Here is a 20,701-nt window from a genome sequence, read left to right on the forward strand (position 1 = left end):
CAATTATGTTTGATAAAAGTTTTAAAAAATTACTTCTTACTTTTAAAAAGTACGACAAAGAAACGTACGAAATCTTATATATATCTAAGGATGTCTTACATCTGCTGAAGCGGCATGAAAAATTCTACCATGCCACATTTTTTGACAGGGTGTTTCCTACGGTAGAACGGCCTTTTTTTGAAACACTGTTTGCCAATCTGGGCAAGGGCTTAAATATGGAAGTCCCGCTTTTCATTGAGGAAGACGTATTCCAATGGGTGAGGGTCGAAGGTTATACCATTTCTCAGGAAGACAATACCTACTTGGTCAATGCCATCATTATTCCGACTAACCTGCCCCATCTCCAGGCATCCTGGATCATCCATAATCAGAAGGAAACATTGGGAACCTGTGCGGATAACCATACTTTAACCAAACTTGAAAACAAGATTGAGTTGGTGCATCATTTAGCCAAAAAGTACAGGTTTCCAGGCGCCAAAGGGATTTTGGAAAAACTCGAATCAAAAAAGCCTTTTAGTATTGAAATATATCCAGGTGCTCTCCGATTACAAAGCGTCTGTCTGGGAAATGGCTATCAGCTTTTGGAACTGAGAAAAGAGGGCCAAAATAAGGGAGTGCCCAATGTGGTGGAAGGGGAAATGCTGAGCATTACGGACAGGATTTTGGGTATTATTTATTTTGAATACCTTCCAAAAAGCGGTGAAATTGTGTGGTCCGGTGCCATTTCGGAATTGCTGGGTTATGAGGATGCTGTATTTAAGCGGTATTCTGTTTGGGACTGGATGGAGCTTATCCATCCTGACGATCAACAGCATTTTGAAACCATCCTAAAAGAAGATGATCATACCCAGGAAGCTTATGAAAACCTGTACAGGGTTAGACACCGATCCGGCAGATATATATATGTCAGAAATACCGTTAAGACCTTTTTCAATCTATCTATAGGAGAAAAGGTCATTATTGGAATGATCAATGATATTTCCGAGCTGAAAGAAGCCGAAGAGAGCCTGAAGGAAAAAGAAGGGCAGATCAGGGAGCTGTCAGAAAAAGAATTTATCCAGGATATACTTCATAAGATCACAGAGATTTCCACACTCTATAAGGACAAGTCTTTTTTTGATCATGTGGTGAAACTATTGACCCAAAAACTGGGATTGGCTTATGGGGTGATAGGCAACTATGATGAAACGCCGGGATCAATAGATATCATTTCATTGAGCCATAAAGGAAAACTGATAAGCAAAGACATATCCAATTGGCAGCGTTTTTTAGAGGATGAAAAAGAATCTTTTACGAAAGAGCAGGATAATTTTTTCATGGTGAAGGCGGATTTTCACTGTCGTTTTCCAGTCAATGGCTTTCTGGAGAGGAAAAAAATCACCTCATTTATCGCTGTAAATATTGTCAGCAAGGGCGGGGAAAAAATAGGAATGCTTTGTTTTTTTGACACAAAGCCTATTGTAGATGAAAATTTATACAAGGGACTTTTCCGGATATTGGGAGACTGGATAGCATTGGAGTTGCACCGGTTCAGATATGAAGCATCTCTGGTAGAAACCAACTATATGCATGATGCCATCCTCAACGGTACAGATTATGGGATATTCGCTGTAAATCATAAATTGGAGATCACCCTGATCAACGAAAATACCCTGCCTGTTTTCAATTTGAAGAGCAAGAGTAAACTGTTGGCCACGGTTCTTGCAAAAAACGACAGGAACCATACGCTGGCGGATATCATCAAAGAGGCTTCCTCTTCAAGAAAAAAAACCGATTATTATCTTTTAAAGACCGGAAACAATGAATTCCGGGAATTAAAAATATCTTTTACCAGGATCAAATACGGGAAGAAAAACCAGATATCTTATGTGGTCTTTGTGGATGATATTACTGACCGGACATTATCAGAAAAGAAACTGATCGAATCGGAGCAACTGTATCGATGCATTGCCGAAAATTTTCCAAGAGGCACAATTGATGTGTTGGACAAGTCCCTGAGGTATATTTACACTGAAGGTAAGGAGTACCGGCGGATGGGTATTGAACCCAAAGCGCTGATAGGTACCCGTCACTTGGATCAATATGAGGGAGGGGAGAATTATGATATCGCCCGATCTCACCTTGATAGGGTATTGGCAGGGGAAATGGTGACGTACGAAATCTCCTATAAAAATCAAAAATACCTTAAAATAGGTGTTCCTTTGGTGAATAATGAGGGTGAGGTGGATAGGATTTTATTGGTAAAACAGAACATCACCCAAGCCAAAAAGCTGGAGTCGGAAAGGGAAAAACTCATCAAAGATCTCAAATCCCATAATGAGGAATTGTTACGGTTCGCCTACATCGTTTCCCATAATTTGAGAGCCCCGATTGTCAATATATCCCTGCTACTGGATTTATATGATGAAGCCAATCCCGACAATCCGGAAAACAGCGAGGTGATAGAAAATCTAAAAATATCCACCAATCTGTTAAACACCACACTTCAGGATCTGATAGAGGTGGTGTCTATCAAAAAACAGAAAATCCCTAAGGTAGAACTGATTAATTTCCGGTCGCTGCTGAACAATATCGAAAAAAGTCTTTTTAATCAGCTAAGGGAAGCCGGGACCATCATCCATAAAGACTTTAGGGCACTTGAGGAAATGAATTATGTGTATGCGCATATGGAGAATTTCTTCATGAATTTTATGACCAATTCGGTGAAATACAGACATCCGGATAGGATGCCTGAGATGTGGATCACCACCTATAAAGAAAATGATTACTGCGTGATCCGGTTTGAAGACAACGGGATCGGACTGGACCTCGAAAGGTATGGTGACAGAATTTTCGGGCTGTACCAAAGGTTTCACAACCACGTGGAGGGTAAAGGGCTGGGGCTCTATCTGGTCAGGGAACAGATCAGGGCCAATGACGGAAAAATAACCATTGAAAGTGAAGTGGGGAAGGGGACCGTTTTTAAGATTTACTTGAGAAACTTGATTCGGAACGAAAGTGCTGATTTCCGGTGACTTCCCCCTCCTTATAAGCTTATGACCACATCATAACAATGAAGCAGCGTCTTCATCCAGATACAGGGTGACATGGGGATGTCTTTGAAGTACAGAGGCAGGATGACGCTCGGTCACCGGACCGGCGACGGTTTTTTGCACAGCCTCAGCCTTGCTCTTTCCCAAAGCCACTAAAATTATTCTCTTTGCTTTCATGATGGTACTGATCCCCATGGTGACAGCCCTGGAAGGCACGCTTTGGCCGTCCGCAAAAAACTTTGCATTAGACTGTATGGTTTCTTCTGCAAGGTAGGCGATATGGGTCTTGGTGTCGAAAGGGGTGTCTGGTTCGTTAAAACCTATATGTCCGTTAGCCCCTATCCCCAAAAGCTGAATATCTATCCCCCCTGCTTTTTCGATAGCTTTTTCATATTCCTCACACGCTGCTGCCAGATCCCCGGTGCCGGCCGGGACATGGGTGTTTTTTAAGAGAATATTCAGGTGATTAAACAAATGGTCGTTCATGAAATAGCGGTAGCTGCTGGGATGATTTCCTGCCAATCCCTCATACTCATCCAGGTTAAAAGTAGTGACGTTGCTGTAATCTGTACCGCCGCTCCTATGCTCTTTTACCATTCTGGCATAGATTCCCACTGGTGTGCTGCCGGTGGCCAGGCCCAGTACAATATGGGGATTGGACTTTGTGGCTTCTGTAATTTCTTTTGTCACTGCCTCGTATACCTTTTCGGAGTTTTTGTGAGTAACGATCTGCATTTCTTTCTTTATTAAGACAATCAAATTAGAATTTAACAATATATACCGATATGTTTTTTTCCAGGCTATTCAACCGTTTCTTTTTGGGTGTTGCCCCAGACCGGGAAGGCTTAGTTTGTATTTCACAGCCAACAATCTTATGGTGATGATGATGCTTATGGAAAGTAAGAGGTTGTAATCCCTTTCCATACCCCAATGGTTTAAAGCAAGATAAACCACTGCGCCTGCCAGGCAGGCAGAAGCGTAAATTTCCTTCCGGAACAGGATAGGGATTTCATTGGTTAACGTATCCCTTATGACACCGCCCATGACAGCGGAGAACATCCCCATAATGGCCGCTATTTCCGGCCTAAAGCCAAGGCCGAGCGCTTTTTCTACACCGAGAATAGTGAAAAAACCAATTCCCAATGTGTCAAAAAAGAACAAGGTACGGCGCAATTTGGCCACGAACCTGAAAAAAAGGAAAGTGGTGACAATGCCCGCGAAAATGGCATAAAGAAAATTCACATTTCCTATCCACACCAAAGGATATGCTCCCAACAAAATATCCCTAAGACTCCCGCCGCCTATGGCCGTGATGAAGCCCGTAAATCCTGCACCGAATAAATCATGTTCGCGGTCCTGAACCGCCAAAGCCCCTGATATGGCAAATACGAATGTTCCGGCCAATTCTAAAGCATATTGCAAATTCATAAAGATAGGGGCATTTGAAATTTTGATGCGAAGTTAATGGCTTCTGCCGATTTCAGGAGAGGTTCAGGTTAATCTTTTATTTTTCTTTTTTGAACAAAAATACCCCCATGGCCCTTAAACCATGTACCAAAACGGATTTTGGCGGTTCGACAAAATGAAGATGGTGTTTTTTCATGAGCTCTTCCAGGAGGGCATTTGTTAAAATAAAACGCTCTGACCCGTCCGGAAGAAGAGCCCTTCCGTTTTCCAGATGCTCCATCTCCTTAAAAAGCCCATCCGCATCAGTACACATCCTGAGCCAAAAAATACCTCCCTGCACGAGTACCCGCATTTGCTCGTCCAACATCCGGTGGAAATGCACGGTGTCTGTGGCAAAATGCATCACAGCACTGCTGAGCAAAGCATCGAAAGCACCGTTATGGAACGGCAGATCTTCTACCGGGGCAACCTGAAACCGTAGCGGGTCAAAAGCTGGAGAAAGGGTTGTCGCATACGCCCGTGCCATCTTTATGGCTGATGGGCTTTTATCGATGCCGTATATGCTATAACCTTCCTGGATAAAATAGTGGGTATTCCGGCCTTCACCACACCCAGCATCCAGGATTTTAGTGGATTTATCAAACCTGCCTTTCAAAATAAGGTCCAGCAGATAGAGGTCTATGTTACCCAGTAACCGGTTAAGCGATTTGATATCCATATCATCCAATATAGTCAATGTAACCGATATCGCACTAAGCCTGAAATGGTTTTTTAACCTCCACTAGACAATGGATAGATTTTTGAACCACCTCAGATAACTTCATTAAGTCCGAAATAAAAGGCTTTTTGGTCCCCAACGGCGATATCCAGTCGAATGTTTAACCCGTCATCATTCAGCTTATACCTGAAACCTACACCCCCACCGTATCGAAATTTTCCCCACCTGAATCCCGAAAGGTCCGGACTGATCTGACCGGCACTTCCGAATAAAACGAGGCCAAGATTTCGGTGGACGGGTAGGCGGTATTCTGTCTGATAGGCCATGGCATGACGATCCCTGAATCGTCCTTCAAAGTAGCCCCTCATGACATCACTGCCACCGATCAGGGAAATGTGCTGGAATGGAGCATCGCCGGAGGTAAAACTGAACCAAGCCTGGCCCACCCAAACGTGGGACGGTCGGACAGTCAGGTATTTACGAAAATCCAACACATATTGGCTGAAGGAAAAATTGCTGCCCAAAGCGGAATGAAATCCCATATATGAAGCCTGATGGAAAGCTCCGTTTGCGGGTTGGAATATATTGTCTCTTGTGTCATAGTTCAGGACCATTCCAATGCCGGATAATCTTTGGCCGTCACTGCCGGGTATATGACCGCTATCCAGCATTTTTCCCGTCTCTTTTTCATAGATATCATCGGCCCTAAACTCGTACCTTGGACCGATATAGATTCCGGGAGCAATTCTTTTTTCATAATTGATGTGAAAATAGAAGTAGCGGGTAGCATAAAGTTCGTCCTGCATCTCCCCGACATTTTCCCCAATCCCGGAGAACTTAAAGGGGAAATCAGCCAATTCAACCCTTGCGTTCAGATAGGCGTTGTTTTCACTTTTCCATAAATTGAGTTCGCCCGTAAGGAATGCCTGTCTATTTAACGTATATAAAAAAGTAATAGGTAAAGTTGAAGGACGGGTCAAAGAATCCTCCGCGTTTTGGTGCCTGAAGACCTTTATGGCCCTTGCCCCTAGCCCAAGGCTGGTTTCGGGGGCGTACGTTATCGCGGGTATAAAAGTCCATTTGTCTCTGCTGATAAAACCGATCACTTCATCCGCGGTGTCAAATAGTCCTTCTATAAATCCTTTATTTCGGCTTTCGCTCTCCATCTGAGCCCACACCTGGAGGGTCATGCCGAATAAGGTCAGCGAAAAAAATAATATCCTTTTCATGTAGGGGGCGAAGATAGTATTAAAATCAATCTTTTCCTTAAACAAAAAGCTAATTATGTAGAGAACCCCCATAACTGTTTAGTTAAAAAAACGATATTTTGGTATCCGTGCTTTGTTTAATCAGAATTAATCTTTTATTTTGAATTATTCTAATGAAAATTTAAATATTTCTAATCCCAAGAAAGAAAAAGGAATTTTATGTTTATGACGAGGGTGGGAAGATTTAATTCTGTGTATTGGGGTATTATCCCCTTGTTTATGCTGTTTAGTTCCTGTATGGAAAACCTCCAAAGCGAGCGGTTGATCCATTCAAGGAATTTTAAAGAACTTGATTTTTCCGGAATTGATAATGTTCAGTGGTTTGAATTTGACGGGGATACCGTCCTCGGGCCTTTTCACAACGAGGAAGTTACTTTTAGCCTGGATCAACTCCCTCCCCACAATGTATTGCGGATTACCATCGAGCTGTTGGCCCATGATAGCTGGGACGGAAATTCATACAATATTGGCGGACCCGATTTCTGGTACCTGCAGGTAGACGGACATGAGATCATGAGAACCACTTTTTCCAATTCAATTTGTGAATCCCTTTATTGTCTATACCAGTCCTATCCTGAAAACTATGTGCGCCAATTTGAACCAAAATCAGGAGCGGTCCAGACCGACCTGCCTGGAAGATGTCAATATGAGGGTATACCCAATCATACTTCCAAATATGAAATCAATAAACTGGTGAGACATAGAGGGGGGCAGGTTAGCATTCTTATGGGGGACGGGCTGAAACAGGAAAACGCAGCAGATCCAAAATGCGACGAAAGCTGGTCCGTTTCCCGCATCACAATCCACGCATTATCCGTTAATTGAAATTTTTTGACCCCAGAACGCTAATGAAAAAAATACTCGGTTTTTTGTTGTTGTCCGCATTGTTTTTCCGGACATGGGAAGGGCAGGCTCAATCAATATCCCTGAATGCACCTATGATGGAAGAGTACATGAGGAGGCAACAGCTCTTGGGAAATGTGGATAGCACCTTTTCCTTTGCCATCAGGCCTATCCTGCCAGAAATGGTGTTCGGAAGAAAAGATGGGATAGATTTGGACGGGAGTTTTTTGGATTATGAAAATTCAGACTACCACAGCATCACTGATGACGAAGGCCGTTTTAATGTGCTCCCTTTGATCATGAACAACCAGTTCACCTCTAAATACAGTTTTGGGATCAACAACGGCGCGATGATTCCTGCCAGGGGAATGCAGACGCTGGTTTCAGGGGGGTTCTTTTATAAAATAGGCAAGCTGAGTTTACAGGTCCAGCCCGAATTGGTAGTCGCCCAAAACAAGGATTTTCTGGGATTTCCTGTTGAACATCGCAGCACTGTACTGTACTATTATGAGTGGATGAACCGGATTGATGCCCCGGAACGGTTTGGAGAAAGGGCCTACACCAGTTTGCACCCCGGTCAATCCAGTCTTCGCTACAATGTAAATGGCCTTTCCTTCGGGATATCCTCTGAAAATCTGTGGTGGGGACCAGCCAAGCGCAATTCCTTGATGCTAAGCAATAACGCTCCTGGGTTTTGGCATCTTACGGCGAACACCCAAAAGCCCCTTCAAACAACTGTCGGAGCTTTTGAGGGGCAGTTAATTGCCGGATATTTGGAGAATTCACAATACCAGCCCCCTCATTCTGATTATGTATGGCAGCAAACAACCGTGTACCAGCCCAAAAGGGACAGGGACGGGAGATACCTCTCGGGTCTTATCCTGAGTTATCAACCCAAATGGGTTCCGGGTTTGTTTTTGGGTTTCAGTTCCGTTTCCCAGATGTATTTTAATGATATGGAAGGGTTCTCCGATTGGTTGCCGGTTTTTAATGGTGAAAAAGGCAGCAGGTCCGTGGTCAATCCAAGACGGGACAAGCGCTATCAGATGAGCTCAGGATTTTTCAGATGGATGAGTCCCAAAGGGCATTTTGAGTTTTATGGTGAATTCGGAACCAAAGGGAATGATCGCGTCCTGGAGGAATTTCTGACAGTACCGGAACTCAATCGCGCATTCACTTTCGGTTTTGTAAATTACCAGCGGCTTAAAAAGGATGGTTATCTTCAGGTTGCGATGGAGATCACCCAAACAGGTCAGACAGTAAGGGAGACAATCCGGAATGTGGACAGCTGGTATGTGCATCACCATGTGAGACATGGCTACACCCACCTTGGCCAGGTTTTGGGCGCAGGGAACGGGCCCGGAAGCAATGTAATCTTTGCTGAGGTAAGCTGGATCAAGGATTTTAACCGAATCGGTCTGCAATTTGAAAGGATTGTATACAATAATGACTTTTATTATTTTAGGTTTGAGCACATCAAAGATTGGCGGGTGAAATACGTGGATATGGTCCCCTCTGTAGTAGGAGACTGGAGGTTTGGTAATCTGCTGTTGTACAGCAGGATACAATATGTGAATACTCTGAATTACAAATGGTACATCGTAAACCAACCGAACCAGTATTTTATACCTGGATGGGACCGGAAAAACTTCGTGGCCAACATAGGGATTAACTATATTCTTAAATAACTTTGAGGAATATAGTTGGACGATTGGTGTTTTTGAAACTATTTTTGAACCTCGGCGGCATTTGTACGTAAGTTTAGACTGGCCTGTCTATTGATTTCGGCTATTTGGTTTATTTAAAAACAGTATTGCGAATGGGAAAAGTTTTACTTTTTGGAATCTTGTTAATGGTCTCATTTTTAAAAACCATTGGAGAGACGTATGCTTCACCGGGGATGCTTCCGGGTTTTCTTACTTCTCCCAGGTTGTTGGTCCAGGTACCGGCTCCCCTATTTTCTCCCGACCCGGGATGGTACAGCAGTGATTTGGATGTGCTCATACAGACGGAGGATCCGTCGGCGACCATTTTGTATACACTTGACGGCTCTGAGCCAAGCCTGGAAAATATAGAAGAATCTGTGTCTTATCTGGTGAATTATTTCCATCACCAGGAATGGACTGAGAGTCAGAATATACCCCGAAATAATATCACATATATTTATAGCGACCCTGTACATGTAAACAACAGAACTTCGGAAAACAACGATCTTTCGGAGATCATCACGAGTTATGATACCTCATTTGGAATTTATTGGAGAAAACCCACGGAGAAAACTTTCAAAGGTCAGGTAATTAAAGCCAAAGTGATCAAGGAGGGCGAGGAGAGTGAGACGGTGACGGCGACCTACTTTGTGCATCCGGAGCAAAGTGCCCGGTATTCGTTACCCGTCCTGTCCATTTCTACTGATGCTGAAAATCTATTTGGTTATGAAAAAGGCATTTATGTACAGGGCAAAACTTATTTTGATGCGGGAGGGACTCCAAGTAATTATGTGGACTATGCGAACTTTGGAAAAAGGGGCATAGAATGGGAACGGCCGGTCCATGCAGAATTCTTCAGTACGGAAGGAGAATTGGAATTTTCCCAAAACTTGGGGATGAGGATTCATGGGGGAGGGTCAAGGTCACGTCCCATGAAAGGGTTTCGGCTGTATGCCCGGAACGATTACGACGAACAAAATTCCATGGTTTATCCTTTTTTTCAAGGGGGAACTGATATCTATGGAGCGCCCATGGATGACCATAAGCACTTGCTGGTGAGGATGGGAGGGGACTTAATGGATGTTTTTTCTGATGCTGCCACTCACAGGATCATGCAGCCTGCCAAAGTCGAGGTGCAGCGTTCCCTGCCTGTTGTCCATTTTTTTAATGGAGAATATTGGGGGGTAGCCAATATCAGAGATAGAACAAACGATCATTTTCTTTCCAAAAAATACCTTATTGAGAGAGATAACCTGGTGATATTGGCGGCGCCTTGGGGCCAGGGAAACAGCAGTCAGGTGGAGACAGATAATCCTGAGGACATACTTCTGTACAGAGCGCTGTACAATCACGTGACAGGGAGGGATATGTCGGAGGCCGAAAACTACAAAACGTTTGAGGACAGGGTGGATGTACTAAGTTACATTGATTATAATGTCCTTTTTATTTACCTGAGCAATTCCGACTGGTACGGAGAAAAACATTTTAACTATTGGAGGGTGAAAAACCCTAATGACCGCCCTTATCAGGATGGGAAATGGCGGTTTATGGTATGGGATTTTGACGCTGCACCCCATGGCGGACCGGAGTTTGATATGTTGATTAATTTTATCCATCCTGAGGGTGGGGGGAATCAGTTTGCATCGGGCGATCCGGAGAAAACTGCGATGTTAAGGAGCCTTTTGCAAAATGAGGAGTTCAAGCATCTTTTTTTAAACCGGTTTGCAGATCATATCAATACGATTTTCAGGCCCGAGCGCATGGAGCCGATACTTAGGGACACTTACGAAAAAGTGCGGTCAGAGTTGGAGGAGCATGAAAGGAGGTGGCATTATCAGTGGGCAACGGAGCAGAAATTGAACAATTATATACATTTTGCCCACCATCGGCCCAGCCACCAGTTCCAGCAGCTTTGTAGTTATTTTAACATCCCGGGAACCTTGAAGGTCACGGCAAATGTAAATGATCCGGGAGCAGGCTCGATACGGATCAATACCGTAGCGCTCAATTCCGAAACAGCTGGCGTAGGAGAAGCTCCTTATCCATGGAACGGGATTTATTTTAAGGATGTCCCCATAAAATTGGCCGCAAACCCCCATTCCGGATATGAATTTGATCATTGGCTTATCAATGGGGTACCTACCGAGGAAAAGGAGCCGGAAGTTACATTTTCAGAAGATTTCACGGTAGAGGTATTTTTCAGGGAAAAAGAAGAAAAAGACCATCAGCTGATCCATTTCTGGCTGTTTGATACCAAAGTTCCAAACGATACCCCTTTAAGTCAGGTCCATCCCCATTACAACCGCTTGCCGCTAGTACCTTTAGGTGAATTGATTTTTCACCCTGCTGTTTCCGATTATCCGCCGGAAGAAGGAACAGAAGGCATCATGGACAGGGTAAATGATCCTACCGCAGTTAATTACAGGGAGGAAGCCAACAGCGGTATTCCTTTTGCGGACGCTGAAATGAGAGGAATAAGGGTTAGAAATCCTTTGCAGGTGGTAGAGAATGGGGAAATTCGAAAAGGCATGCTAGAATTAAAAATACCTTCCTCGTTTCACACCGATATAAAGCTTACCTTAGCGGTTTCCAGGACGAATAACGGTCCTTCTGTCATGCGTTGGGAATATTTCAACAGCAATAATGGTGACTGGACAACCGAAGGATTGGCTGAAAACACCATTCAGCTTGCCGAAAATTATCAATTGTTGACCATTGACTTAAGTGAAATAACGGAAGCCAATGACAATTCCGACCTTGCCATCCGGTTTTCATTCGATGGCAGCACCGTCACGGGAAACAGTGGAAACGCGAGGTTCAACAACATTGCCGTGGAGGGGGTACCAATGAGGGATGAAATAATTACCGGTCTTCCTGACCATTTGAATAAAGAGAAAAAGTCGCTGATAAATCGAATTTATCCCAACCCTACCCCTTCGGGCTTGAAAATTGATTTCAGTGAGGGATGGGAAAATATTAATGGTTTTGAAATTATCAATTCGCAAGGAGTTATCGTCAATAAGTTTGGCAAAGTGCCGGACCAAAGCATTTCGGTAGCATTGGATGGCTTACCGGCAGGCGCATACAGCATCAAGATCACGACTTCACAGCATATGGAAGTGTTGCGGTTTATCAAGCATTAAAGCGATATTACTTAATGGACTATTTTAGTTTACACACATCGGGGGAATTTCCGGCATTTTTCACTGTGTTGTACACAGTGCTTTTTGCCTTTTCTTTGGCCATACTCATCGCTTTTACCTATTACCTTACCACTCCTCTTTCAGGTTATAGTGCTCCTTTCATACAGGCATTGGTTTTGAGTCCCATAGTAGCCATTATGGTAATTCAAGCGATTGGAGACAGTGTGGCTATAGGTTTAGGTATGTTGGGGGCCTTGGCCATCATACGCTTCAGGACCAATTTCCGAAACCCGAGAAATATTATATTTTTATTCGCGTCGTTGGCGATCGGCATTGCATGTGGGGTATATGGTTACGCCATAGCGATAGTAGGCACGCTGTTTTTCTGTATGGCGGCTTTTGCCCTTCATTTTACCTATTTCGGCAGAAAATACATGCCTTCTGCCCTTGTCAGGATCAGTTATGAGGGGGATATGGAGCAAAAAAACAAAGTGGAAAAAGTACTGGGAGATTGGTGTCATGGTGTTTCTTTGATGAACATCAGACATACCAGGCCGGTGGATAAAGAGAGAAGGGTGCAACTGGAATACCAGATCCGGATGAAATCGCAAAATGAAGAGGTTAACCTGCTCTTTGAGTTGGAAAAGCTCACCCCTTCATTGACGGCAAGAATTGAATATGAAGACACGAATGAAAACTTTAATTGAAGATGAAAAAATTTGGTTACCTGCTCTTATTGTGGCTAGTCGCGGTGGGCTTTCTTATTTTCTTTAATTTTCAAAACATACAATCCAATTCGGCTTTTTTGGGAGTAGCTGAGAAGGACGAGAAAATTATCAGTTATGGAGAGGTCGTGGAGGTAAAAGAGATATTGGTGGTAAGCGGGGAGTACGTTTCACAGGGCCAGAAAATTTTGGAGGTGAGTAGTCCCGAACTGGAATTGAGGATCAGGGATTATACGGATAGGTTAATGGAAATACAGGCTTTGGAAATGCATTCGACACTGGAAATTAAGTCCCAGATTTCCCAATTGGAAGCCGAGATACTCGCTAAGGAAGCAGAACTGACCTACGAAATCCGCCAATTGGAAACGCAATATGGGATCAATAAGGATCTGACAAGCGATCTGAGGAGTTTGGCATCTATCCAAACTGATTTTCAGACCGTCAACCCCACAGCCATCCGTATGGAAGCATTGCGTGAGGACCTGAAACTGCTGACCGATCCCATGAAAGTCAGGATAGACCAATTAGAGGCCCAACTGGAATCGGAGGAAAGTCCCTATAAAGTACAGATAAAAAACATCATGGGGGAACTGGAGAAACTCCGGCTCGAACAGAAAAAGTTCAACGTATATGCGGCCTATGACGGAGTGATCGGGTCGGTTACTATCAAACCTGGAGATATTATTGCTCCCCATATGCCCATTTTGTCAGTAGACTCCCATGCCCCTTCTTATGTCAACGGATTCATCCACGAGAACAGTTACCAGGAGATCGCTGTCAGTGATAGAATAGAGGTAGCCAGTGACTGGAACAGGAGCAAGAAAGCCGTGGGTGAAGTCGTGGGAATTGGATCAAAGATCACTGAATATCCGGAGAGATTGAGGAAAAACATGGAAGTAAGATTGTGGGGAAGAGAGGTTCAGATCAAGATACCGGAAGACAACCTTTTTTTGCAGGGGGAGAAGGTCACGTTGAGAAAAATGAATTGATAATGGGAATATTGTATGTGTTGGCATTCTGGACCGGAGTCATGCAGGACAGCCTTATTGTCACTTCTGGTGCCGTTTTAGCCACCGCTTTTGAAGATGAGTCATATGTTTCACTTGGAGAGCGCATTGATTATTACCAACGGAACAGCCATCATGTCAGTTACCTGGATCATATGGAGCTGCGGACGCGAACCCGTAACTTCAATCCCAGAGAGCAAATGTACAGGTTCAGGACTTACACCAATTCGCCCTCTGAAAGAAAATACAGCCGGGAATATCTAAACACCTCCTTTTTGGAACAAGAGCTTGAGAAAAAGGACAGGCTGAACAAGCTGATAAAACAAAGGTACCATTTAATAGCCCGGAAAATCAGTGACCAGAGGCAACTGGCAGTCATGATGGAGCTGGAGACCTTGTTCAAAGAAAGGAAGACCGTATTTGAAAGAAGCATATCCAATCTGGATTTTGACTTTCAGGACCTGCTTAAAGCAGAGGAGGAATATGACCGCTTTGTGTTGGAGTTGATTGAACTGGAAAGGAGTACAAAACATCATGACCAGGAGCTTGGCGACTTGCTTGGGCTACAGGGACCATTGGCGGTTTCTGACGATGGTCTGGTGAGTGCCCCGGATATTGAGAATTTTTTAAAAAATGTCCAGTTTGACGTCGAGCAGGAAAATTTTTATTACGACAGAAAGCGGATAGATAAAGAGTTGGCAGAGTTGGATTTTTTGGAGAAAAGGGCCTCCCAGCGCAACCCGGTAAAATTTTTCGAAGCAAGTTACCGGGATGTTTTGGGGGCGGGGATCGAGAGAGCCTTGGCAGTGGGGATAGGTTTCAGGATACCGGTGGGCTCAGCGGGAAAGGGCAGCCTGATAGACCGGCAGTTCAGGATCATGAAGGAAGAAAGCATGCTCAAAGAAACTTCACTGATCCTGGAGGAGGAGATAAGTCAGAAAATCCATGTACTGGAAACGCTTCTGAAAAAATATAATACCTTATCTGGGATGATTGAGGGCAATACACAGCAAAGATCTTTGGAAAAATACCGATCCATTGAAGGACTTTCCCCTTTGATCCTGCTTAAGGTAAAGGAAAATATTCTATTAAAGCAACAAATGGCTATAGCGCTGGAAAAGGAAATTTTAACCGAATATATCGAACTGTTGGATCTCTCCGGTTGGTTGGTTAAAGAACCTTTTGTCAATTATTTTTCTTCATCAGAACTGTTGCTTATTCAGCATTAAAACTCCACAATCAAACCAACCGTAGGCAATATGGTGCCGGCAGGGTTGGCTACTTGCCGGAGCAAATACCGGCTGGGATCATTGGGGTCCGGTTGGATGCTCCCATTATCCGCGCGCTGTGGAACCAGGATATCCGGTTGCTCCGCTCGAAAATTATAAGCATTTTGTATATCAAAATACCAGTTAAGGTTCCAGCGGTTAAAGAAATATTTTTTGTCTATCCTGAAATCCAATTGGTGAAAACTGTTGAGCCGGAGGGCATTGATGCGGTTGAAATTGAATATGCCTTGGTTGAACACATCCCAGTTTGATCTCAGTGAGGACAGTTCCAAATCAAAAGGCGTATAAGGGGTTCCGCCCAAAAAGCGCCACCGGGCACCTATTTCCCAGTCTTTTTTAAGCCTCTTTCCTGCTGTAAGACTGACAATAAAGCGGTTGTCCCAAGAGGAAGGAATGAAGCCATCGGTATTCGGGTTGGTGAATTCGCTGCGTACCAGGGTCATTGCGGCAATGCCGTAAAAATTATTATATAATTTTTGTTGGGCAAGCAGTTCGAGCCCGAATGCCCTGCCTTCCGCATCTGATCTTACGGGTTCATTGCCTATGACCCCGAAGTCTGCGCCGAGGTTGGCCAATGCAATCCCGTTCCTGACAGAAGTTGGGTAGTTTTGGTAACGTTTATAAAATAATTCCGCTGAGAATTTCCTGTTTCTTTCCGGAACCTGAAATTCCATTCCGGAAATAAAATGGGTGGACCGGATGAAACGCACATCGTTTTCCTGATTGATGTAGTTGCCCTCATTGTTTTGAAAACCCAACACCGTGTAAGGTGGTTTCTGATAGTAAATACCCGCATTGGCTGTCCAGAAAAGGTTGTCGGAGACCTGATAGCTGGTGGAGATCCGGGGGCTGATTTGATTCAGCGGATTGGCTGCGGTGTTGGCAAAATCGCTGCCGTCCATCCTGACTCCCCCTGACACCAATAACTTCTCATTCAACCATTTTTTGCTTATCTGAACAAATCCTCCGTAGGAATTGAACAGTGAGACAGAGGAAATATTCAGTTCTTGCCCATCCTGGGTCAACACCTGTCGGTCAAAATTCTGAATATGGTATCGGCTAAACTCGTAATTCACACCATATTGTAGGGTAGTGTTTTTTTTGAAAATGTTGTTTTCTGCTCTGAATTTATTTTCGCTTTCCTGGCTCAGATAATCAAACAGAAGGTTTTGCGGATCAGAATCGTCATTTTGTGCATATTTAAAGGCCCGGTTATTCAGCATGTTCCGGCTCAATATGAATGTCCAATAGCCATTTTCCCGGAAACGCCTCAATTTCGCGCCCGTGGCATAGTTCCATTGAGAGGAAATAGGAAGGTTATCCAAAAGGTAAAGTCTGTTTTCCCTTTCCTCCTGATTTTCATTGTCGGGAATATCAAAGTTCAGGACAAAGTCATCGATGGCCCCTACACCCAAAACAGTCAATTCGGTTTTATCGTTGATGTTGGTTTTTGTTTTAAAGGTAAAATCATGGAAGGTGGGAAGGAAGGGGAGCCCTAAAAGGCGGAAAAGTCCCTGAAGATACGATCTTCTGACCGAAAAGATATAAGTGGTTTTCTCTCCCAAGGGGCCTTCATTGGACAAAGTGAGTTCACTGGCACCTACCGTGACCTGGGTAAACATTTTGTCCCTTCTCCCATCTTTGAGCTGGAATTCAAAAAAAGAGCTGAGTGCGTTCATCCGGTGAGAGGGAAAAGCGCCGCTGATCACATCCACACTTTTGATGAGATTGACATTAAGGATACCCACCGGTCCACCACTGGAACCCTGTGTGGCAAAGTGATTGATGACGGGCACCTCGATTTCGTCTATAAAGAACTTGTTTTCATTGGGGGCTCCGCCTCTGATGATAATATCGTTTCGAAAACTCGCCGTGCTCGCCACGCCGGGTAAGGATTGGATTACCCGGCTGATATCCCTGTTGCCCCCCGGGTATCTTTCTATTTCGTTGGCATTGAGTTTTCTTGCTGACAAGGGGGTTTCCTCTGAGCGGGTGAATTCCGAAGCCACGACTATCTCTTCCAGATCGGCGGCATCTTCCTCCAGCTCAAAATCTACTTGGACTGGCCTCGCCCTGGTCACCTGTATTTCATAAACCGTCTTGGGTTTGAATCCCACAAATGAAGCTTGTATGTTATAAAGTCCCGGATCCAAGCCGGTTATGGCATACCTCCCGTTTTCATCCGTGACAGCTCCTTTTTCCAAGCCTTGGATGGCTACATTGGCGAATGGCACCGGCTGGTTATTGATGGCATTGGTAATCCTGCCGGTGACCGTACCTTCTTGGGCGGAGGAGACCGATGCACAAAAAAATAAAAGAGGGAGGAGTATGTTTTTCATTGTTTTATGAGATGTACATTTCAATAATCCAAACCAGCGAAAAATGTTTGTAAATGAACGTTTATTTTTTTCTAAAAGGAAGACTTTTCCTTAACCCTCCATAACTTCCACCAGGGGGTAGTGGGAGAGTCATGGTGTTCGTAATGGTAACCGAAGAAATAACAGGAGATGAATGCCCAAAGATGATTGCGTGAAAGGGATCGGGACCGGTGCTTGTTTGGGTTTTCTCCGCGGTGAGGAAGGTACGTGCCAAAATAGAAAAGCTGAAAGGTGGATAATACCGCTGGGAGTATCCAAAACAGGAGGAGGTTGTTTAGAGGAAAAATAAGCTTCAATAAATTAAAGGCTACCGCCATCAGCAAGAGCTGCCATATGTTGACATATGCCTTCATAAAACTGAAATACCAGAGGAAGAAATTGCCGGAATCGTGGTGATCAGGATCTTTGTCCGTGGCCACAAACCTGTGGTGCTCATGGTGTTTTCGAAATAACCTCCAGTAAAAATTAAACGAGAACAGGATGGCCGCCAGCCAGCCGAGGAAATGATTGGTGCGGGTATCCCGGGAAACCACCCCATGCATGGCATCATGTGCGGTGATAAAGAGTCCGGTATAAAGGTGGGTTTGCACCAAAACACCCAAATAGGTCAATGGATGGCCGAAATCAATTTCCCGATACAGGAGCAGCAGGAGGGAAAGGCCCCATGCTATGATGATCGCCAGGGCAATAAGGATTCCTCTGGCGGCAAGGTAGGCTGAAAAAAAGTTTTTATGGGCCATTTTTAAATGAAGCTATTCCGCGAGAGAATCATTCAAAATTGAAGGATTCGGTTTTTTATTTTTTCCATAAGCCACATCGGGGTGGAGGTGGCTCCGCAGATACCGACGCGGTCGTTTTTGCCAAACCATTCTTTCTGCACCTCATCAGGATGGGATACAAAATAAGAATTTGGGTTTTTTTCCCTGCATACATTGAACAATACGCGGCCATTGGAGGACTTGGTGCCGCTCACGAATACAATATGATCAAACTTAGAGGAAAAATCCCTCAGTTCTTTGTCCCGATTGGAGACTTGTCGGCAGATGGTGTCGTTGGTAGCTACGGAAATACCGTTGTCTTTCAGTATCTCGTTGATTTCATAAAACTTATCCGTGCTTTTGGTGGTCTGGCTGTAAAGGGTTATGGATTTCGGCAAGGACGGAATATTCAGTTCACTGATGTCGTGAAAGACAACAGCCTTGTTGTTGGTCTGCCCTAATAAACCGATGACTTCGGCATGACCGTGTTTGCCATAGATGTAGATGTTTTCTTCTTTATCAAATGACCTTTTTATACGGTTTTGGAGCTTTAATACCACAGGGCAGGACGCGTCAATCAGTGTCAGGTTATTATGGATGGCAAGTTCATAGGTAGCTGGGGGTTCTCCATGAGCTCTTATGAGTACTTTTTCTCCCTTTAAAGACGCCAAATCCTTGTGATTGATGACAATGAGACCCTTTTCGGAAAGCCTCTTTACTTCTTCATCATTGTGAACGATGTCTCCCAGACAATAAAGATGGCCTTCATGGTCCAATATTTCTTCTGCCATTTCAATGGCGTAGACCACTCCAAAACAGAAGCCGGAATTTTTATCTATATGTACATCCAGGTTTAGCATACATTCTTAACCTCAGCTGCTTTGAATTGTTTTAAGAGACTTTATTTTTTCGTAAATAGTAATGTTGAGGAGCAACAGTCCTAATAGATAAACGCTGTCTTCGATGGGGACAGTTCCGACACGCAGGGATAAGTTTTCAGAATCGTTATAGATGACGATCGGTTCATCAAGGAAGCTACCGGTAAGGATACCGTTTACCAGCATAAAGGGGATTAAGGTAACGAAATAACCCAACAGGAACCTTCCCAGGTACTTGTTTTTAAAGATAATAAAATGAATCAACAAGATAATGCCGGTGAGCAGGAAATTTATAGCCGTGTACAACTTGTCTATATGAATGGTTCCCAGGATAAAGAACAAGGGGGCAGTTAAGTAAACAAAGAAGTGGGCAAATGGCCGCAGAATATCTCTTTTGACAAAATAAATCATGACTTCATAAATAAAAACGCAGGCGAAAGGGACGATAAAAAAAAACATGATTTCTTCCATGGGGAGCCCAAACAGGTAAATTCCGATAACATATCTTGGATTGAATCCCCAAACGCCTATCGCCGTGAACCAATGATCCCAATAAATATAAAGCGCCGCCGGAATAAAAACAGCCGGACCGAGAGCGTACCACTTTTTGTAATATTGTATCCTGCGTTCAAATGATTGAAGCAAGGGGTAAGCCAATGTGATAACCAACAAACCCAGATAGTAATAATTTTCCATCCTGCTCAGGTTAGCCCCATTTTAGTCCTAAAGTAGGTTTGCGTCAAGAGAGCGATTTTTCTGGCGTTGGGAATGCGGATCCTTTTTCCGATCACGGACTGGGAAGACATGCTCCTGATTTTGTGGAAAAGCTTTAGATAATAAACATACGCTATCTTCACGCCTAAATAGGCGCCTTTAGGAAGCTGATTGATACCTATTAAAGCCTCCTGGAAATCACGCTCGATGTCTTTTTCTATTTCCTTTTTCACAACGTCATTGAAACCGTCGAAATCTATCCCCGGGAAATACGTCCTGCCCCGGTCTTCAAAGTCGCTTTTTAAGTCCCTGAGAAAGTTCACCTTCTGAAAAGCAGCTCCGAGTTTGCAGGCGGAATATTTCAGCCTGTCATACGCTTCCTGATTGCCGTTACAAAAAACCCGAAGGCACATCAATCCCACGGCTTCTGCAGAACCGTGTATGTATTCTTCATAGTTGGCAGCATTATAATTCTTGAAATTCAGATCCATTTCCATGCTGGTCAGAAACGCATCGATCAATTCATTTTCTATTTTATACCTGTTGACGGTAATCTGAAAAGCATGCAATACTGGATTTAGGCTGATTTGCTGATTGATGGCGGAAAAGGTGGCCGTTCTGAAATCGTTCAGTAACCGCTGTTTGTCCTGATCGTGAAAGGTGTCCACGATTTCATCTGCATACCTTACAAAACCATAGATGGCATAAATCGGAGCCTGGTAGGTTTTATCCAGTGTTTGTATGCCTATGGTGAATGATGTGCTGTAGCGATGGGTAATCAGTTTGCTGCATTCAAAGGCAGTTTTTTCAAAAAGTATCTTTGGATCTTTCATGG

The 20,701-nt window shown here is 44.0% G+C and carries 16 protein-coding genes; 7 read left to right on the forward strand and 9 right to left on the reverse strand.

Annotated features, from left to right (window positions below):
* Positions 1-5: 5 nt before the first annotated feature.
* On the forward strand, positions 6-3,014 hold the full coding sequence (locus ACFPFU_RS11060; RefSeq protein WP_377064451.1) for a PAS domain S-box protein: 3,009 nt from the start codon (positions 6-8) through the stop codon (positions 3,012-3,014).
* Between the two features lie 30 nt (positions 3,015-3,044).
* On the opposite strand, the gene nagB is transcribed toward ACFPFU_RS11060, so the two are convergent.
* The 4 genes from nagB to ACFPFU_RS11080 all read right to left on the reverse strand — a co-directional run bounded on the left by nagB (position 3,045) and on the right by ACFPFU_RS11080 (position 6,386).
* The gene (gene nagB, locus ACFPFU_RS11065) at positions 3,045-3,767 is read right to left on the reverse strand and encodes a glucosamine-6-phosphate deaminase (protein WP_377064452.1); all 723 of its coding nucleotides are present in this window, start codon (positions 3,765-3,767) and stop codon (positions 3,045-3,047) included.
* Positions 3,768-3,836: 69 nt separating this feature from the next.
* Positions 3,837-4,460: a trimeric intracellular cation channel family protein gene (locus ACFPFU_RS11070; protein ID WP_377064453.1), complete on the reverse strand. Its 624-nt coding sequence runs from the start codon at positions 4,458-4,460 to the stop codon at positions 3,837-3,839.
* A 76-nt stretch (positions 4,461-4,536) separates the two neighbouring features.
* On the reverse strand, positions 4,537-5,157 hold the full coding sequence (locus ACFPFU_RS11075) for a class I SAM-dependent methyltransferase (protein WP_377064455.1): 621 nt from the start codon (positions 5,155-5,157) through the stop codon (positions 4,537-4,539).
* A gap of 92 nt (positions 5,158-5,249) precedes the next feature.
* Positions 5,250-6,386, reverse strand: coding sequence for a BamA/TamA family outer membrane protein (locus tag ACFPFU_RS11080; protein WP_377064457.1), 1,137 nt, complete (start codon positions 6,384-6,386; stop codon positions 5,250-5,252).
* A gap of 258 nt (positions 6,387-6,644) precedes the next feature.
* On the opposite strand from ACFPFU_RS11080, the gene ACFPFU_RS11085 reads away from it, so the two are divergent.
* The 6 genes from ACFPFU_RS11085 to ACFPFU_RS11110 all read left to right on the forward strand — a co-directional run bounded on the left by ACFPFU_RS11085 (position 6,645) and on the right by ACFPFU_RS11110 (position 15,078).
* Positions 6,645-7,250: a hypothetical protein gene (locus ACFPFU_RS11085; protein WP_377064458.1), complete on the forward strand. Its 606-nt coding sequence runs from the start codon at positions 6,645-6,647 to the stop codon at positions 7,248-7,250.
* Positions 7,251-7,273: 23 nt separating this feature from the next.
* On the forward strand, positions 7,274-8,956 hold the full coding sequence (locus ACFPFU_RS11090) for a capsule assembly Wzi family protein (RefSeq protein ID WP_377064459.1): 1,683 nt from the start codon (positions 7,274-7,276) through the stop codon (positions 8,954-8,956).
* Between the two features lie 131 nt (positions 8,957-9,087).
* Positions 9,088-12,117: a CotH kinase family protein gene (locus ACFPFU_RS11095; protein ID WP_377064460.1), complete on the forward strand. Its 3,030-nt coding sequence runs from the start codon at positions 9,088-9,090 to the stop codon at positions 12,115-12,117.
* Between the two features lie 14 nt (positions 12,118-12,131).
* Positions 12,132-12,824 (forward strand): DUF4956 domain-containing protein, encoded by a 693-nt coding sequence (locus ACFPFU_RS11100; protein WP_377064461.1) that lies wholly within the window; start codon positions 12,132-12,134, stop codon positions 12,822-12,824.
* Between the two features lie 2 nt (positions 12,825-12,826).
* The gene (locus tag ACFPFU_RS11105) at positions 12,827-13,831 is read left to right on the forward strand and encodes an HlyD family secretion protein (RefSeq protein ID WP_377064462.1); all 1,005 of its coding nucleotides are present in this window, start codon (positions 12,827-12,829) and stop codon (positions 13,829-13,831) included.
* 2 nt (positions 13,832-13,833) lie between these two features.
* Entirely contained in the window at positions 13,834-15,078 is a 1,245-nt protein-coding gene (locus tag ACFPFU_RS11110; RefSeq protein ID WP_377064464.1) for a hypothetical protein, read from the forward strand.
* Here ACFPFU_RS11110 and ACFPFU_RS11115 read toward each other — a convergent pair.
* From ACFPFU_RS11115 to ACFPFU_RS11135, 5 genes are all read right to left on the reverse strand, one after another.
* Positions 15,075-17,477 carry a TonB-dependent receptor gene (locus ACFPFU_RS11115; RefSeq protein ID WP_377064466.1) on the reverse strand — a complete coding sequence of 801 codons (2,403 nt, stop codon included), beginning with the start codon at positions 17,475-17,477 and terminating at the stop codon, positions 15,075-15,077. The genes ACFPFU_RS11110 and ACFPFU_RS11115 overlap by 4 nt on opposite strands.
* A gap of 71 nt (positions 17,478-17,548) precedes the next feature.
* The gene (locus ACFPFU_RS11120) at positions 17,549-18,256 is read right to left on the reverse strand and encodes a fatty acid desaturase (protein ID WP_377064467.1); all 708 of its coding nucleotides are present in this window, start codon (positions 18,254-18,256) and stop codon (positions 17,549-17,551) included.
* Between the two features lie 32 nt (positions 18,257-18,288).
* Positions 18,289-19,134, reverse strand: coding sequence for a 4-hydroxy-3-methylbut-2-enyl diphosphate reductase (locus ACFPFU_RS11125; RefSeq protein WP_377064469.1), 846 nt, complete (start codon positions 19,132-19,134; stop codon positions 18,289-18,291).
* 12 nt (positions 19,135-19,146) lie between these two features.
* A complete protein-coding gene (locus ACFPFU_RS11130; protein WP_377064470.1) occupies positions 19,147-19,848 on the reverse strand; it encodes a lycopene cyclase domain-containing protein in 702 nt (233 codons plus the stop codon).
* Between the two features lie 5 nt (positions 19,849-19,853).
* Positions 19,854-20,699, reverse strand: coding sequence for a phytoene/squalene synthase family protein (locus ACFPFU_RS11135; protein WP_377064471.1), 846 nt, complete (start codon positions 20,697-20,699; stop codon positions 19,854-19,856).
* Positions 20,700-20,701: the final 2 nt, after the last annotated feature.

It is taken from the genome of Negadavirga shengliensis (genome assembly GCF_042652345.1).
GTDB classification, from domain to species: Bacteria; Bacteroidota; Bacteroidia; order Cytophagales; family Cyclobacteriaceae; genus Negadavirga; species Negadavirga shengliensis.